The sequence below is a fragment of the Eubacterium sp. AF17-7 genome (assembly GCF_003461285.1).
GTDB classification, from domain to species: domain Bacteria; phylum Bacillota; class Clostridia; order Lachnospirales; family Lachnospiraceae; genus Eubacterium_U; species Eubacterium_U album.
Map to the genome: position 1 here is coordinate 70,530 of NZ_QTWU01000009.1, position 17,346 is coordinate 87,875.

18 protein-coding genes are annotated in these 17,346 nt (G+C 30.9%); 17 read left to right on the plus strand and 1 reads right to left on the minus strand.

Annotated elements, in window-relative coordinates; all coding sequences use genetic code 11:
- From xseA to DWW96_RS09165, 14 genes are all read left to right on the plus strand, one after another.
- Nucleotides 1-1,206 carry an exodeoxyribonuclease VII large subunit gene (gene xseA / locus DWW96_RS09095; protein WP_022089023.1) on the plus strand — a complete coding sequence of 402 codons (1,206 nt, stop codon included), beginning with the start codon at nt 1-3 and terminating at the stop codon, nt 1,204-1,206.
- Nucleotides 1,207-1,407, plus strand: a complete 201-nt coding sequence (gene xseB / locus DWW96_RS09100) for an exodeoxyribonuclease VII small subunit (RefSeq protein ID WP_022089024.1) — start codon at nt 1,207-1,209, stop codon at nt 1,405-1,407.
- The gene (locus DWW96_RS09105) at nt 1,400-2,290 is read left to right on the plus strand and encodes a polyprenyl synthetase family protein (protein WP_022089025.1); all 891 of its coding nucleotides are present in this window, start codon (nt 1,400-1,402) and stop codon (nt 2,288-2,290) included. The genes xseB and DWW96_RS09105 overlap by 8 nt, the downstream gene beginning before the upstream one ends.
- A gap of 2 nt (nt 2,291-2,292) precedes the next feature.
- The gene (gene dxs / locus DWW96_RS09110; RefSeq protein WP_022089026.1) at nt 2,293-4,164 is read left to right on the plus strand and encodes a 1-deoxy-D-xylulose-5-phosphate synthase; all 1,872 of its coding nucleotides are present in this window, start codon (nt 2,293-2,295) and stop codon (nt 4,162-4,164) included.
- Nucleotides 4,161-4,967 (plus strand): TlyA family RNA methyltransferase, encoded by an 807-nt coding sequence (locus tag DWW96_RS09115; RefSeq protein ID WP_022089027.1) that lies wholly within the window; start codon nt 4,161-4,163, stop codon nt 4,965-4,967. The genes dxs and DWW96_RS09115 overlap by 4 nt, the downstream gene beginning before the upstream one ends.
- A gap of 15 nt (nt 4,968-4,982) precedes the next feature.
- Nucleotides 4,983-5,843: an NAD(+)/NADH kinase gene (locus DWW96_RS09120; RefSeq protein WP_022089028.1), complete on the plus strand. Its 861-nt coding sequence runs from the start codon at nt 4,983-4,985 to the stop codon at nt 5,841-5,843.
- The gene (argR, locus tag DWW96_RS09125) at nt 5,843-6,292 is read left to right on the plus strand and encodes an arginine repressor (protein ID WP_117910192.1); all 450 of its coding nucleotides are present in this window, start codon (nt 5,843-5,845) and stop codon (nt 6,290-6,292) included. Before DWW96_RS09120 ends, argR begins: the two co-directional genes overlap by 1 nt.
- Nucleotides 6,293-6,341: 49 nt before the next feature.
- Nucleotides 6,342-8,030: a DNA repair protein RecN gene (gene recN, locus DWW96_RS09130; protein ID WP_022089030.1), complete on the plus strand. Its 1,689-nt coding sequence runs from the start codon at nt 6,342-6,344 to the stop codon at nt 8,028-8,030.
- Between the two features lie 180 nt (nt 8,031-8,210).
- Nucleotides 8,211-9,356, plus strand: coding sequence for a SpoIVB peptidase (gene spoIVB / locus DWW96_RS09135; RefSeq protein ID WP_022089031.1), 1,146 nt, complete (start codon nt 8,211-8,213; stop codon nt 9,354-9,356).
- Between the two features lie 88 nt (nt 9,357-9,444).
- Nucleotides 9,445-10,200 (plus strand): SseB family protein, encoded by a 756-nt coding sequence (locus tag DWW96_RS09140; protein ID WP_022089032.1) that lies wholly within the window; start codon nt 9,445-9,447, stop codon nt 10,198-10,200.
- 241 nt (nt 10,201-10,441) lie between these two features.
- Nucleotides 10,442-11,242 (plus strand): sporulation transcription factor Spo0A, encoded by an 801-nt coding sequence (spo0A, locus tag DWW96_RS09145; RefSeq protein ID WP_022089033.1) that lies wholly within the window; start codon nt 10,442-10,444, stop codon nt 11,240-11,242.
- A gap of 76 nt (nt 11,243-11,318) precedes the next feature.
- Entirely contained in the window at nt 11,319-12,761 is a 1,443-nt protein-coding gene (glgA, locus tag DWW96_RS09150; RefSeq protein WP_022089034.1) for a glycogen synthase GlgA, read from the plus strand.
- 341 nt (nt 12,762-13,102) lie between these two features.
- A complete protein-coding gene (locus tag DWW96_RS09160) occupies nt 13,103-13,288 on the plus strand; it encodes a hypothetical protein (RefSeq protein ID WP_022089035.1) in 186 nt (61 codons plus the stop codon).
- Between the two features lie 13 nt (nt 13,289-13,301).
- Entirely contained in the window at nt 13,302-13,544 is a 243-nt protein-coding gene (locus tag DWW96_RS09165) for a spore coat protein (protein ID WP_022089036.1), read from the plus strand.
- 119 nt (nt 13,545-13,663) lie between these two features.
- Here DWW96_RS09165 and DWW96_RS09170 read toward each other — a convergent pair whose 3' ends face one another.
- Entirely contained in the window at nt 13,664-15,400 is a 1,737-nt protein-coding gene (locus DWW96_RS09170; RefSeq protein ID WP_022089037.1) for an NFACT RNA binding domain-containing protein, read from the minus strand.
- A 162-nt stretch (nt 15,401-15,562) separates the two neighbouring features.
- Between DWW96_RS09170 and DWW96_RS09175 the strand changes: the two genes are divergently transcribed.
- The 3 genes from DWW96_RS09175 to rpoZ are packed head-to-tail and all read left to right on the plus strand — an operon-like array spanning nt 15,563 to nt 17,337.
- Nucleotides 15,563-16,453, plus strand: a complete 891-nt coding sequence (locus DWW96_RS09175; protein WP_243003057.1) for a YicC/YloC family endoribonuclease — start codon at nt 15,563-15,565, stop codon at nt 16,451-16,453.
- Nucleotides 16,454-16,458: 5 nt separating this feature from the next.
- The gene (gmk, locus tag DWW96_RS09180) at nt 16,459-17,088 is read left to right on the plus strand and encodes a guanylate kinase (RefSeq protein WP_022089039.1); all 630 of its coding nucleotides are present in this window, start codon (nt 16,459-16,461) and stop codon (nt 17,086-17,088) included.
- A gap of 3 nt (nt 17,089-17,091) precedes the next feature.
- Complete coding sequence (gene rpoZ, locus DWW96_RS09185) at nt 17,092-17,337, plus strand: DNA-directed RNA polymerase subunit omega (RefSeq protein ID WP_022089040.1); 246 nt, start codon at nt 17,092-17,094, stop codon at nt 17,335-17,337.
- Nucleotides 17,338-17,346 lie beyond the last annotated feature (9 nt).

A 17,346-nucleotide genomic window follows, 5' to 3' on the forward strand; every position in this document is an offset into this window, starting at 1 on the left:
ATGAAATCAGTATATTCAGTATCTCAGGTAAACTCTTACATTAAAAATATGTTTACTCAGGATTTTGTTTTGAACAGTATATATATAAAAGGTGAAGTAAGTAATTGTAAATATCATACGTCAGGTCATATTTATTTTTCGCTAAAAGATAAAGGTGGTGTTATTTCCGGTGTAATGTTTGCAGGTAACAGAGGCGGACTTAATTTTACATTAAAAGAAGGACAAGATGTTATTGTTCTTGGAAGTGTTTCAGTATATGAAAAAAGTGGAGCATATCAGGTATATGCAAAACAGATAATGCTAGATGGAGCAGGACAACTTTATCAGAAATACGAAGAATTAAAGAAAGAATTAGAAGAAATGGGCATGTTTGACATTATGTACAAACAGCCTATTCCTAAATATGCCACAAAAATCGGAATATGCACAGCAAGTACAGGAGCAGCTATTCAGGATATAAGAAATATATCTTCAAGACGTAATCCATATGTTCAATTATATTTATATCCGGCAATCGTACAAGGCGAGAATGCAGCTGCAAGCATTGTACAAGGACTTAGGTATTTAGATGAAATGGACATGGATGTTATAATTGTAGGACGTGGTGGTGGTTCTATAGAAGATTTATGGGCGTTTAATGAAGAAGCAGTTGCAAGAACAATTTTTAATATGAAAACGCCGGTAATATCAGCTGTTGGGCATGAAACAGATACTACAATAGCTGATTATGTAGCTGATTTGCGAGCACCAACACCATCAGCAGCTGCAGAATTAGCTGTTTTTGATTATAATGAATTTAAAAATAAGTTATTCCAATATAAAAGAACTCTTGAAAATAAACTTGAAAGAGAAATTCAAAAGAATAGAATTTTAGTTAAAAATTATGAGGCAAGAGTAAATTATGCAAGTCCTAAAAATCAACTGTTAACAAAGAAACAATACGTAGATGAACTTTTTACTAAAATGGAGAATTTATTTAAAAATAAATTGACAAATGATAAACATACTTTGGGAATTTTAGCAGAACGCTTAAACGGTTTATCACCATTAAATAAATTATCTAATGGATATGCGTATATAACTGATGATAATTTGCATACTATTACTTCTGTCGGACAGATTGATGTAGGAGAAAAGGTATTGTTAAATCTTAAAGATGGAAAAGTAACAAGTGTCGTAGAAAAAATAGAAAAAGGGAGTTTATAAATGAGTAAGGCAAGTACAATCGAAGAAAATTTTACTAAACTCGAAGAAATAATTGAAAAAATGGAGTCAGAAGATGTTACATTAGAAACATCTTTTGATTTATATTCAAAAGGATTAAAATTAATAAAAGACTGTAATGATAAGATAGATAAAGTTGAAAAGGAAATGAAAGTGATTGAAGGTGGTAGTGAAGATGAATAATTATGCTGAACAGAAAAAAACTGAAATTTCCAAAATTGAAGATATTATTAAACAGTATTGCCCTAAAGAAGAAGGACTTCAGAAAATAATTTTTGAAGCAATGAATTATAGTGTTGAAGCTGGAGGAAAGCGCCTTCGTCCAATGCTTATTTTAGAATCATGCAGACTATTTGGTGGAAATGATGAAGAAGCGTATCCGTTTATGGCTGCAATGGAAATGATTCATACATATTCATTGGTGCATGATGATCTTCCAGCAATGGATAATGACGAATACAGACGTGGAAAAAAGACAACACATATAGCGTTTGGTGAGGATATGGCTATTTTAGCAGGAGATGCCTTGTTAAATTATGCTTTTGAAATTATGTCTGAAGCTGTTGTTAACAGCAAGCAGCCTGGAAAAATGGCAAAAGCCATGAGCACAATCGCTAAAAAAGCAGGTGTTTATGGGATGATTGGCGGACAGACAGTAGATGTTTTAAATGAAGAAAGACCTATGGATATAGATACTATTAATTTTATATATAAGTTGAAAACTTCAGCTTTAATAGAGGCGTCTATGATGACAGGTGCAATACTTGGAAATGCAACCGATGATGATATCAAAAAAATGGAACAGATTGCAAGAAATGTGGGACTTGCATTCCAGATTCAGGATGATATTTTAGACGTTACAAGTACAACTGAAGAATTAGGAAAACCGGTTCTTAGCGATGAGAAGAATCACAAAACAACTTATGTGACTTTAATGGGAATTGATGACGCAAAGAAAAAAGTTGAAGATTATTCTAATGATGCATTAAATTTATTAGATGAATTAAATTATAAAAACGAGTTCTTGAATAATCTTATTAATGAATTGATAAACAGAAAGAAATAGATATGAGCAAATATGTATACTTAGATGAAATAAACAATATAAATGATATAAAAAAGATACCACACGATAAGTATCCGGTTTTGGCTCAGGAGATAAGAAATTTTCTTGTAGAAAATGTAAGTAAGACAGGTGGACATTTAGCTTCTAATTTAGGAGTAGTAGAGTTGACGATGGCATTGCATCTTGTTTTAAATCTTCCTAAGGATAAGATAGTGTGGGATGTAGGACATCAGGCATATACACATAAAATTCTTACGGGCAGAAAAGATGATTTTACTACATTAAGATGCTTTGAAGGGTTAAGTGGATTTCCAAAGAGAAATGAAAGTGAAGCGGATTCATTTGATACAGGACATAGTTCGACATCAATTTCAGCTGCATTAGGAATTGCAACAGCAAATAAATTAAATGGTAATGATGACAAGGTAGTAGCTGTAATCGGAGACGGTGCACTTACAGGTGGACTTGCTTTTGAGGCTTTAAATAATGTTGCTGCATTAAAAAGAAATTTTGTTATTGTTTTAAATGACAATAATATGTCTATAGCTGAAAATGTAGGTGGAATGTCAAAATACTTAAATAAAATACGAGTTGGCGAACATTATAATGAATTTAAAGTTGACGTTGAACATTTACTTAAAGGTATTCCAAAAATTGGTGATAATTTAAGTGCCGGAGTAAAAAGGGTTAAGGATAACTTTAAACAGTTCTTTGTACATGCCAAATTTTTTGACGATATGGGTGTAACTTATATAGGACCTGTAGATGGACATAATATAGATGAACTAATTAGAATTACAGAGGATGCATTAAAAATTGAACATCCTGTATTAATTCATGTACTTACCAAAAAAGGAAAAGGCTATTTGCCGGCAGAAAATAATCCTACTAAATTTCATGGAATTGATTCATTTGATGTTAAAACAGGTGAAAAAATTAATGAGAGCAATGTAAAAACATATACAGATATATTTTCAGATAAGATATTAGAATTAGGCAATGAAAATAAAAATATAGTTGCAATAACTGCTGCAATGCCGGATGGAACAGGCTTGAAAAAATTTGGTGATAAGTATCCGGATAAATTTTTTGATGTAGGAATAGCAGAAGAACATGCTGTTACTTTTGCAGCCGGTTTAGCAGCAAATGGCAAGAAACCGTTTATATCAATTTATTCATCGTTTTATCAAAGGGCATATGATCAGATAATACATGATGTATGTTTGCAAAACTTACCGGTTACATTCATTATCGACAGAGCAGGGTTGGTTGGAAAAGACGGTGAAACTCATCAGGGTATATTTGATATATCATTTTTCTCAAATATTCCTAACATGACCATAATTGCTCCTAAAAATGGAAGAGAATTAGAAAAAGCATTGGAATTTGCTCAAAAATATAATGGACCGATAGCAATTAGATTTTCGAGAGGTAAAGCAAGTAATGTATTTGAAAATTTGAATAATGAACTTGTTATGGGCAAAAGCGAAACGTTAATAGAAGGAAAACACGTTGCAATAATTGCGGTTGGAAATATTATTGAAGAAACGTATAATGCAGTAAAGAGTCTTAATGATAAAGGATGTAATCCAACTCTCATTAATGCATTGTTTTTAAAACCGTTTGATAAAGAAATGATAGATTCTATAGCTAAAAAATATAAATATATAGTTACTATAGAAGAAGGAATAAGACATGGTGGTTATGGCGAAGCAGTTATATCTTATATGGCTGACAAAAACTATAAAAATGATGTTATGAATTTAGCTATAGAGGATGAATTTGTAGAGCAGGGAACTGTAGAAGAATTGAGAAAAAAATTGCAGTTAGATGCAGATAGTATATGTGAAAGGATTTTAAATTTCATAAAATGAAAGAAAGATTAGATGTTTTATTAGTTAAAAGAGGTTTAGCAGAATCAAGAGAAAAGGCAAAGGCAATTATAATGAGTGGAATTGTTTTTGTCGATAATGAAAGAGAAGATAAAGCCGGTACATTTTTTAAAGATACAGTTAATATTGAAGTTCGTGGTAAAACATTGAAATATGTTAGCCGTGGAGGACTTAAACTTGAAAAAGCAATGGACAAGTTTGGAGTTACTTTAGATAAAAAAATATGTATGGATGTAGGGGCTTCTACAGGTGGCTTTACAGACTGCATGCTTCAAAATGGGGCTGTAAAAGTTTATTCTGTTGATGTTGGACATGGTCAGCTTGCATGGAAACTTGTTCAGGATGAAAGAGTTGTATGCATGGATAAAACAAATATCAGATATGTTACAAGAGATGATATAGATGATGTCATAGAATTTGCATCGATAGATGTATCATTTATATCTTTGACAAAAGTTTTACTTCCTGTAAGAGAGCTTTTAACTGATGATGGTGAAATAGTATGTTTAATAAAGCCTCAGTTTGAAGCAGGAAGAGAAAAAGTAGGGAAAAAAGGTGTTGTTCGAGATAAAAATGTACATATCGAAGTAATAAATAATGTAATAGAGTATGCAAAAAGTATTAATTTTAAAATTTTAAATTTAGATTTTTCCCCTGTAAAAGGACCGGAAGGAAATATTGAATATTTATTGTATTTAAAGAAAAAATTAAATGAAAATGAAGAAGATGTCGAAATTACCGTTAAAGATGTAGTTGAAAATTCCCATAAGGAATTGGACAAATAAATTTGGAGTAAATAAATGAAAAATTTTTGCATAATTACAAATAATAATAAAGATAAAGATTATGTTTTATCAAAAAAAATCGAAGGCTTTATTACTGAAAAAGGCGGAACGTGCTTTATTTCTGAAAATTCAGATTTAACAGATGAAAAATACAATTACACAAATCCGGATAAGATGCCTGAAAATCTTGAGTGTGTCATTACAATTGGTGGTGATGGAACGCTTTTACAGGCAGCACAGGATTTAATGTCAAAAGATATTGTGTTTTTGGGGATTAATAAAGGAACTTTAGGTTTTTTAGCAGAAGTCAGTGTTGAAGATATAGAAGATGCATTATATAGATTGCTTATGGATGATTTTAAAATTGAATCACGAATGATGTTGAAGGGAACAATAATAAGAAATGATAAAGAAATATATTCAGCATCTGTATTAAATGATATTGTAATTCATAGAGGTGCAGACATTAGAATTTCTGATTTTTATGTTCATGTAAATAATCAGTTACTTGGTAAATTTCAGGCTGATGGCATAATTTTATCAACACCTACAGGGTCTACGGCTTATAATTTATCGGCAGGAGGACCTATTGCAAGACCTAATTCAAATTTAATTATTCTTACACCAATTTGTGCTCACTCAATAGGACAGAGAAGTATAGTGTTATCAGATGAAGATAAGATAGAAGTTACAATAGGTACATGTAAGAACCCAAAAGGAGAATTTAGAAGAATTTCTTTTGACGGAGATAATATAGTTGAGGTTGAATCAGGAGATGTTATAGCAATTGAAAAGTCACAGGTTTCAACAAAATTAGTGAAGCTTGATGATAGCAGTTTTTTACAGACAGTAAAGAAAAAAATGGGAGATAAATAGTGAAAGTTCAAAGACAGCGAAAAATTGTAGAGTTAATAACTGAAAAAGACATTGAAACACAGGAAGAATTGGCAAAATGTCTTGTTGATGAGGGTTATGCCGTAACGCAGGCAACTGTTTCAAGAGATATAAGAGAACTTAACCTTACTAAGGTATCTATTAATGGTGGAAAACAAAAATATGTATTACCTCACAGTAAAAACATGACTATTAACAGCAAATATATAAGGGTTTTAAAAGATGGAATACTTTCCATGACATGTGCAGGAAATCTTTTGGTAGTACGAACTGTTGCAGGGATGGCAATGGCTGTAGCTGCTGCTATTGATGCAATTAATATGAAGGAAGTTGCAGGATGTATTGCTGGAGATGATACAATTATGTGTGCGATAAGAGATGCACACGATACTGAAAATGTAAAAAAACATTTAGAAAGTTTTATTATATAATGGCTAATTAACCTGTGAATTTGGAGAGATGTGCAGGCTAGGAGGAAATATGTTACTTAATTTACATGTAAAAAATTTAGCATTAATAAAAGAAGTTGATGTTGATTTTACAAATGGTCTTGTAGTTTTGACAGGGGAAACCGGAGCAGGAAAATCGTTAATTCTTGGTTCAGTGAATATTGCTTTAGGTAAAAAAGTTGAAAAAGACATTATTAGAAAAGGTGCAGAATATGCACTTGTTGAATTAACGTTTTGCATTGATTCAAGATTGAAAGAAAAGTTAGAACAATACGATGTTTATCCGGAAGATGAAAATATAATAGTGGTTTCCAGAAAAATAACCTATGGTAGAAGTGTGTCTAAAATAAATGGAGAAACTGTTAGCCTTACAACTTTAAAAAATGTAATGGATTTACTAATAGACATACATGGCCAGCATGATCATCAGTCTTTACTTTATAAAAATACACATCTTCAGATTTTAGATAAATATGCAGGTGAAGAGGTAAAAGAACTAAAAAATACTATTTCCGACAAATACAGTCAATATATTGAAATTAAAAAAGAATTAGACAAATTCGATATGGACGAAACAAAAAGGCTTAGAGAATGTGAATTTGCCGAATTTGAAATTAATGAAATTGAAGCAGCCAATTTAAGTTTAGGTGAAGATGATGAAGTAGAGAATGAGTTTAAAAAATTATCAGGTTCTGAAAAGATTATGTCTTCGCTTTCGGATGCATATCAGATTATGGGATATGAAGGTAATCAGGGTGTGTGTGAGTGTATAAGTCGTGTTGGATATGATTTATCGGAAATATCAGATATAGATTCTAAATTATCGGATTTACAAAAACAGATATATGATATAGATGATATGTGCAAAGGACTTGCCAGAGAAATATCAGATTATATAGATGAAGTAAATTATGAGCCTCAAAGAGTTGCTGAAGTTGAAGAAAGATTGAATCTTATTAATCATTTAAAATTAAAATATGGACAGTCAATTGAAAAAATATTAGCTTATAAAGGTGAAAAGCAGGCATATTTGGATAGTTTAAATAATTATAATTTGATGAGAGAAGAGACAAAAACAAAATTAGATAAAGAGATGAGCGAGTTAGTTGTATTATGTGATAAACTTTCATCTCTTCGTAAAAAATATGCTATAAAACTTGAAGAAACGGTTGTTAAGGCTCTTGAAGATTTGAATTTTTTATCTGTTAAATTTAAAATTAATGTATCGAAAAAAGAAAATGTATCAGCTAATGGACAGGACGAAGTTGAATTTTTAATTTCTACAAATCCAGGAGAAGAAGTAAAATCTTTAGCAAAGGTCGCTTCCGGAGGTGAGTTGTCAAGAATAATGCTTGCTATTAAATCAATACTTGCCGGTGAAGATGAAATTGATACAATGATTTTTGACGAAATTGATACAGGAATTAGTGGAAAAACTGCACAGATGGTAGCGGATAAATTGATGGGCATAAGTAAGGAACATCAGGTTATTTGTATTTCGCATTTGGCTCAGATTGCGGCTATGGCAGATTCACATTATCTAATTGAAAAAAATACTGATGATGAGTCAACTGAAACGAATATATATAGATTATCAAGAGAAGATTCGATAAAAGAGCTGGTAAGAATTAGCAGTGGAGGAGAAATTACCGAGACAGCTATAAAACATGCTACAGAAATGAAAGAAATGGCAGAACGTGCAAAATTAGGTCAGTTTTAAAGTTATATTACTACATAAACTAAGAAGGAATAAAATATTCCTTCTTTTTTTATTTGTGTAAATAATAATAAAGTATATTTTATGCTGAATTGGTGTATATCACAAAAAATAATCAGAAAGTAACAAATAAAGGCTTTCTTATATTTGTTAAAAAGAAGGAGAATAGGAGGATAAATGAGTATGAAACAAATAAATAAAAATACACGTAGAGCTAAAATTTATAAAAGATATCTGATAGTTTCCATAATTATAGGGTCGATTATGGTGTTTGTAACAGGTAAAGAATATATAGAAAAAAATATTCCTAAGGAACTTACGGCAGCTTACAATTCTTCAAAAGATTACGATAGTGGAATTAATTATGAGTATGATGTAAAAAGTGCCAGCGCTCAGATAAATGGAAGTGATACTAAAATATATGCATGTGGAATGCCTGTAGGTCTATATCTTCACACAGATGGAATAATGATTATAGATTATGCAGGTTTTGAAAGCATAGATGGCAACAAGGTTACACCATTGAAAAATAAAGTAAAAAAAGGCGATTATATTGTAAAAGTAAATGGAAAAAAAGTAGATTCAAAACAGGAAGTAATTGATTTAGTCGAAAAAAGCAATGGGGAAACAATAGAACTTACTATAAAAAGAAATGATGAAGAAATAACAGAAAAAGTAAAACCTGTGAAGAACAAAAATGGAATATACAAAATTGGACTTTGGGTTAGAGACGATACACAGGGATTAGGAACTATTACTTTTGTTACTTCAAATGGAATTTTTGGGGCATTAGGACACGGCATAAGTGATTTAGATACAGGAGATATGGTTACTTCATTTTCAGGAAATCTTTATTATGCAAATATATGGGGGATTAAAAAGGGAAAAATAGGAGAACCGGGAGGATTTTGTGGAAGCATAGATTATAACGAAGAAAATAAGGTTGGTACAATTACAAAAAATTGTGAAACAGGATTGTTTGGCAATGTTGATTTAAAGAAAATTGATGTAGAAAAATTTAAAGAGGTTTCAGTTGCTAAAACAGATGAAGTAAAATGTGGAAAAGCAAAAATTATAATTTATAAGGATGGTAGATATAACGAGTATGATATTAATATTAATAGAGTTAGAAAGAGGGCAAATCAGAACAAAAATCTCGTGATTGAGGTTGTAGACAAGAAACTTTTAAGTAAAACAAATGGCATAATTCAGGGGATGAGTGGAGCACCAATTATTCAGAACGATAAACTAATAGGTGCGGTTACTCATGTGCTTATAAATGACCCACATCAAGGGTATGGAAGCCTTATAAGTAACATGATTCAATAATTTCATTGAATAAAAAACATTTTTTTAATATAAATTGTCATAAATATGGTATAATTATTCATAAGTATAAATTACAAAGGAGAGACAAATGGCTTCAAGACGATCAGAAAATATTAGTGAAATGAGTAATTTTGAAATAATTAAGGAAATGGAGGACTTGTTAAAGAAGTATAACAGAAAAACTGATAAGGCAATTTACAAAAAAAGCATTGTTAAGTTATTACAGAGTGCAGAAGTAATATTAGCTGCAGATGTTGATTTTAAGAAAGCTCAAACAGATGGGGAATTTTTAGAAAAAGTAATTCTGAAAACAGATGTAGTTAAAGATTCTGAAAGAAAAAGAATGTTACCTATATTTACTTCTTTTGATCAGATACCGGATGATTATGCAGAACACTTTTCATTGATAAGAGTTCAGTCAAGAGTATGTTATAATCTTATGAATGAAAGAGATGACATCGATGGATTGGTTATAAATCCGTTTACAAAATCAATGCCATTAATAAAGAAAGTTGATGATAATCCGATAAGAAAAACAGAAGTTAAGGCTGAAATTGATGACTTTGTTTTAGTACACAATGGCGAAAGATATGTAGTTAATAAATGGCCGTTTACTATTGGTAGAGTGGGAACGGATATTGAAATTAACGAATCATATATTTCCAAAATTCACACTATTTTAGTATATAAGGATGGAAAATATATTATTGCTGACAACGATTCAACTAATGGAACTAAGGTAAATGGAATCTTACTTAAACCAAAGGTACCTGTTGTATTACACAGCGGATATAAAATACTTATTGCGGATGAAGAGGAATTTGAAGTCTATATAAACGAATAAAGTTTTTGACTTTTGTAAACCTGTTTCGACATTTTGTTTATCGTTTATTGACATAAATAATCGTTATATAAAAATTAAATCCAGATATGTAAACCACAATGTCATATACAGTCGAATATTGCGATTTGTTTAAGTTGAATCGCGTTTAATAACTAATTATAATTTATCTTGTTGAATGAACAGATAATTCGTGGCGCTGTGATTAAGTCATTCTAAACAATAATGTATTAGGAGAATATATATGGATAAGATTAGGGTAGCAATAGTAGATGATAACGATAAAATGGTTGAAATGATGGATGAGTATTTAGGCTCAGATGATGAAATAAATGTAATTGGCAGAGCAAAAAATGGAGAAGAAGCATTTGATTTGATTAAGGGGACCAGTCCTGATGTAGTATTACTTGATTTGATTATGCCTAAAATGGACGGTCTTTCTTTGATGGATAAGATACATAAAGACGGAACTATGATAAGGATGCCTTTTTTTATAATAACTTCTGCAATAAGCAATGAAGCGGTTATTCAGGATTCATTTAATTATGGAGCGGGATATTATATGTTAAAGCCTTTTGAAATGGATATGATTGTAGACAGGGTAAAAAGTGCAAAAGGAATTAACGGGAAAAAAATTCCAGAAAATAAAAAGATAATTGCTCCACTTGAAGATATGCAGAAATTTATGGAGAGAAATATTGAAAGCGACGTTACTAATATTATTCATGATGTTGGAGTTCCAGCGCATATTAAAGGGTATCAGTATTTGAGGGAAGCGATTATAATGTCCGTTAACGATAATGAAATGTTAAATTCCATAACAAAAATTCTTTACCCATCAATTGCAAAGAAATTCCAGACTACACCAAGTAGAGTTGAAAGAGCAATAAGACATGCCATTGAAGTTGCATGGAACAGAGGAAAAATGGATACAATTGATGAATTGTTCGGATATACAATAAATGCAGAAAAAGGTAAACCGACAAATTCAGAATTTATAGCATTAATTGCTGATAAGATAAGAATTGAATATAAATGTAGATAGTTGTACTTTAAAATAGTCACAAAATACTATATACTAGATAATAAGAGAAAATCTATATGTACAGGAGGTTCTAGATATGAAGAAAATATTATTTGCGGCATCGGAATCTGTACCCTTCATTAAGACTGGCGGGCTTGCAGATGTAGTAGGTTCGTTACCTAAGTGGTTTGATAAAAAAGAATATGATGTACGTGTTATTATTCCAAAATATATGTGCATTGATGAAAAATGGAAAAGCAAAATGCAGTATGTAGACCATTTTTATATGGACTTATGTTGGAGACGTCAATACGTCGGAATTTTGCAGATGGAACTTGATGGAGTAACATATTACTTTATTGATAATGAATATTATTTCTCAGGACCAAAGCCTTATGGAGATGTAAGATATGACCTCGAAAAATTTGCATTTTTCTCAAGAGCAGTATTGTCAGCACTTCCTGTTATTGGATTTAGACCTGATATTATACATTGTCATGACTGGCATACAGGACTTATACCTGTATATCTCAAAGATAGTTTTGCGTATAGCGAGTTCTATCAAGGCATTAAGTCAATTATGACAATACATAACTTGAAATTCCAAGGTGTTTGGGATATTAACACAATTAAAGATATTGCAGGACTATCAGATTATTATTTCACATCGGATAAATTAAAAGACTATGATAATGGTAATTATTTAAAGGGTGGAATAGTATATGCAGACTGGGTTACAACAGTAAGTGATACATATGCAGAAGAAATAAAGATGCCTTTCTATGGCGAAGGGTTAGACGGCTTGCTTAGAGCAAGGTCTAATTGCCTGTCAGGTATTGTTAACGGTATAGATTATGATGAATATAATCCGGAAACAGATGAGAATATAGCAAAGAATTACAGTGTAGCTAATTTCAGAAAAGAAAAAGTAAAGAATAAAGTTGCTTTACAAAAAGAATTAGGATTAGAAGTAGACCCTAAGAAGATGATGATTGGTTTAGTAAGCCGTTTGACAGATCAGAAAGGTTTGGATTTAGTTGCATACATAATGGATGAACTTTGTTCAGATGCAATTCAGTTTGTTGTTCTTGGAACAGGTGAAGACCGTTACGAAAATATGTTCAGACATTTTGATTGGAAATACGGACAGTCAGTTTCAGCAAATATTTACTATTCTGAAGCAATGTCTCATAAAATATACGCAGCATGTGATGCGTTCCTTATGCCTTCATTATTTGAACCATGTGGATTAAGTCAGTTAATGAGTTTAAGATATGGAACAGTACCTATTGTAAGAGAAACAGGTGGATTAAAAGATACTGTTGAACCATATAATGAATTTGAGGGAACAGGAACAGGATTTTCATTTGCAAATTACAATGCTCATGAGATGTTAGGAACAATAAGATATGCTGAAAAAGTATTCTATGATAAAAAGAGAGATTGGAATAAGATTATAGAAAGAGGAATGAAAGTCGATTTCTCATGGAAAACTTCAGCGGAAAAGTATAAGAATTTATATGACAATTTAATAGGATAATATATTCAAAAAAGTTTTAAACGATATTAATGAATATATATGATATAGAAGGAAAGATTGCTTATGCAGTCTTTTCTTTTTTTGGATTTTTTTAAAACATGGGTGGTCCAAATGTTTATAGAAATTTTTTGCTTTTTATTAAGCATGGAAATCCAGATTTTTATAGAAATTTTTTGGGCCTATGTCAAGTGTAGGAATCCGAGTATTTATAAAAAATTTTGCACATATATCAAGCATAGGACTCCAAGTTTTTATGGAAATTTTTTGATGTTAAAAAATTACGAATAAATAATTTAAAAGAAGAAATACTAAATTAGGTAATGATAATTAGGAGGTACAATATGAGTAATTTATCAGAACTTGATTTACAGAATTTAAGACATTTAATTACAGGATATGAAACATGTGGTGAAAAGATGTCATGTTATGCAAAAGAAGCTACTGATCCTGAAGTAAAAAAATTTTTTGAAGATGGCGTTAATTCAGCAACACAAAATAAAGAAAAATTAATGAAATTTTTAGGATAGGAGAAGTAATAAAATGCAGGAAAAATATATGGTTATTGATTCATTAGAAGGAATTAATTCTGAGATTGAGAAGTTTGGGAATATGATTCCTCAGACGGAAAATAAAGAATTAAAACAGACATTAAAAGAGATGAGAAATAAATGTGAAATGTCACAGGAACAGTTAGCACAAATTGCTACAGCAAAGAATTATTATGTTCCGGCAGCACAGGCATCAGAACAGGAAATTCAGTCAGTAAAATCTATATTTCAGTAGTAAAGTTAATTTAGTATACAAATAAAGTAGTAAAAATACTTTAATAAAAACATGTTTTAAATTAAATTTATCAAATTAAAAAAATCCGCCATCTTTTTTGATGGCGGAAAATGTACATATTAAATAATCTCCTGTATACCTGTTATATCAGGAGTGATTGCCATAGAATAGTTTGTATGGTAAATAACAAATCCTGGCATAGCACCGGCAACTTTTTTTACCTGTTTTCTTTGAATGTAATCAATTTCGACTTTATCCTGATTACATCCCTTAGAAAAATGAGCAGCAAGTCTTGCAGCCTCTTCAAATGTAGCGTCAGGTAATTCCTTACCCTCACATTTGACAATTACGTGAGAACCCGGGAAGGTTTTGCTATGGAACCACCAGTCATTACCGTTTGCAACTTTAAATGTAAGGTTTTCATTTTGAATGTTGTTTTTTCCAACATACATATGAAATCCATCAGAGGAAATGAAATGTAAAGGCTTATTTACTATTTTTTCTTTTTTTCCTGTTCGCTTAAATTTAATATATCCGGTCTGAATTAATTCATCCTTAATCGCTTTTAAGTCATTTTCGCTTGTAGCAATATCAATTGAAGCACTGACAGTTTCAAGGTAATCAATAGATTTTTTTGTCTCTATAATAATATCTGATAATGCTTCATTAGTACGTTTTAATTTTGCGTATTTGTCAAAGAATTTTTTCGCATTTTCAATTGGTGAAATAGTAGGGTCAAGCGGAATTGATATTGGCTCATTAGTATAAAAATTAATTGTATCGAATTTCTTGGCGCCGGGTTCAATTGAATAACCATAAGTTGTAAGTAATTCACCATATACTTTATATTTATCTTTTTTTAATGTATCTTTCATTTGCTTTTCCTGAATAGCAAATTTTTTTCTGTCTTTTTCTAATGCGTTTGTTACGACACGCCTTAAGTCAGAAGATTTTTGCCTCATACGTGTATGCAAATTTTTCTTGGCATAATAGTTCCTTAACAAAGAACTCATGTCGTCGTAAATAATTTCATTACAGTCTGAATGAGTAGAAAGACGTACAGCTGAAAAATCTACAGGTAAATCATCTTTTTCATATATAACAGGTGTAAATTCACCTTTTTTAATTTTGTTCATTAATTCATAAAATTGAATCCAGATTAAGTTTTGATTCCCATGTTCTAATACGTTTGCAGGAATTGATGAATCAAATTTTGCAGCATAACATATGCTTTCAGCAATAGTTGGACTAATTCCGGTAAAGGAAGTGTAAATTGCTTTTGAAAGATTAATCGGTTTAGAGAATACTGTGTTAAAGAATTCTTCTTTTGAAACTGATAATGGGTCAAATTTATCCATTGTATCAGGAATGAAATAGTCTTTTCCGGGGAGAACCTGTCTTACAGAACTCATAACGGCTGATACATGTTTTATGCTGTCTAATATCATATTATTTTCATCACAGAAAATAATATTGCTGTGTTTGCCCATTAGTTCGACAATTAAATGCTTTTGTCTTATGTCTCCTAAATCATCTAAATGCTGTATTTCAAAATCCAGGATTCGTTCAAGTCCCGGCTGTGTAATGTTTATGATTCGTCCATTATTTATATGTTTTCTGAGTAACATACAAAAGTTAGGAGCTGTCATTGGACTAGGTTTAGATTCTTCAGTTATGTATGTTAATGGAAGGCTTGCATTAGCTGAAATTAAAAGTTTGTATTGAGCTTTGCCATTTTTAATAGTTAATGTGAGCTCGTCATTTTCTGTCTGGGCAATTTTATACAGTCTTCCATCTGTAAATTTATTTTTAAATTCCTGTGCCAAAGCAGCAACAGTTATTCCGTCAAATGCCATAATTTGAAATTCCTTTCGTATATCGAAATTTTAAAGTTACTGATAATATAATAATGTATTTTTCATTTTATTATTTTATGAATTTCAAGTCAACCTTGACTGAATATTTCAAATGAATTATAATAAGTTGAATTATGGCATTGTATGCTTAAAAAGAAATGAATGGTGAATGATATGCTATGTAGTATGACGGGATTTGGAAGAAGTGAAGTGTCAGTAGGAGAGAGAAAGGTTACTGTTGAAATTAAATCAGTTAATCATAGATTTCTTGAGGCAGGCATAAAACTTCCAAAAAAATTAAATTATTTAGATGGAGATATTAGAAGAATATTAAAATCTAAGATTGAAAGAGGAAAAGTAGATGTTTTTATTACTTATGAAAACACAGGTGAAGGAAATGTCTGCTTGAAGTATAATTCTGAACTTGCAGCTGAATATTACAATATATTTAAGAAAATGAGTGATGAGTTAGGAATAGACAATGATATAACAACATCTAAATTAGGACGTTGCCCTGAAGTTATAATGATGGAGGAGCAGAGTGAAGATGAGGATGAATTATTACACATTGTTGAAGATGCAATGATACAGGCATGTGATAAGTTGGTTCAGGCAAGAAATGCAGAAGGCGAAAGACTTAAAGCTGATTTAATGAATAAGTTAGACAATATAGAAAAAAATGTTTTATTTATTCAGGAAAAGTCCTCTTTAATTGTTGCGGAATATCGTGAAAAAATTAATGAAAGATTGCATGAATTACTTGAGGATAATCAGATAGATGAAGGCCGAATTGCACAGGAAGTAACAATTTATGCAGATAAGATATGTGTAGACGAAGAGATAATAAGACTGCTTAGTCATATTAAGGCTATGAGAGACAGTCTTAATAGCAATAAAGCTATAGGTAGAAAATTGGATTTTATTACTCAGGAAATGAATAGAGAAGCTAATACTACTTTATCAAAGACGTCTAATCATGAAATTGCAGATGTGGCAATCGAATTAAAGACTGAAATCGAAAAGATTAGAGAACAAATACAGAATTTGGAGTAAGAGTAATGAGTAAACAGGGTAAATTATTAATTATTTCAGGTTTCTCAGGTGTTGGAAAAGGAACTGTAGTTAATAAATTAATAGATAAATACGATGATTACACAATTTCAATTTCAGCTACAACGAGAAAACCAAGAGTTGGAGAAGTTGATAAGGTAAATTATTTCTTTGTTAGTAAAGAAGAATTTGAAGATATGATAGCTAATAATAAATTGTTAGAATATGCACAGTATGTTGACAATTATTATGGTACTCCGCTTGAATTTGTTAATGAAAAGTTAAATGAGGGCATTAATGTTATTCTAGAAATTGAAACTCAGGGCGCTTTGAAGGTAAAAGAGATAATGCCTGAAGCAATGATGATTTTTATTCTTCCTCCAAGTGCAGAGGAGTTAAAAAAACGTTTGGTCGGCAGAAACACAGAGTCTATGGAAGTAATAAATAAAAGACTCATGAAAGCAGCTGAAGAAACAATATTTATGGATAATTATGAATATTTCGTTGTTAACGATGAAATAGAAGGTTGTGTCGAAAAAATCAATTTAGTTGTGAATAACGATACAACAGGAACAGCTTCAAAAAAAGAAGTTGAAGAAATTAAAAATGATATTAAAAAATTTTCGAAAGGAGAATAAATTATGTTACATCCATCATATTCAGATTTAATGGCAATAGCAAACAGCGACGTTGAGGAAGGTGAACATCCGGTAGTACAAAGCAGATATTCAATTGTTATGGCTACATCAAAGAGAGCAAGACAGATAATTGCAGGTGATGCACCACTTATTGATGATGCTGATGATAAGAAACCACTTTCTATCGCAGTAGAAGAATTATACAAATCTAAGATTAAAATCTTAGGAGACGACGAAAGCGAAAATTAGAAAATAAGG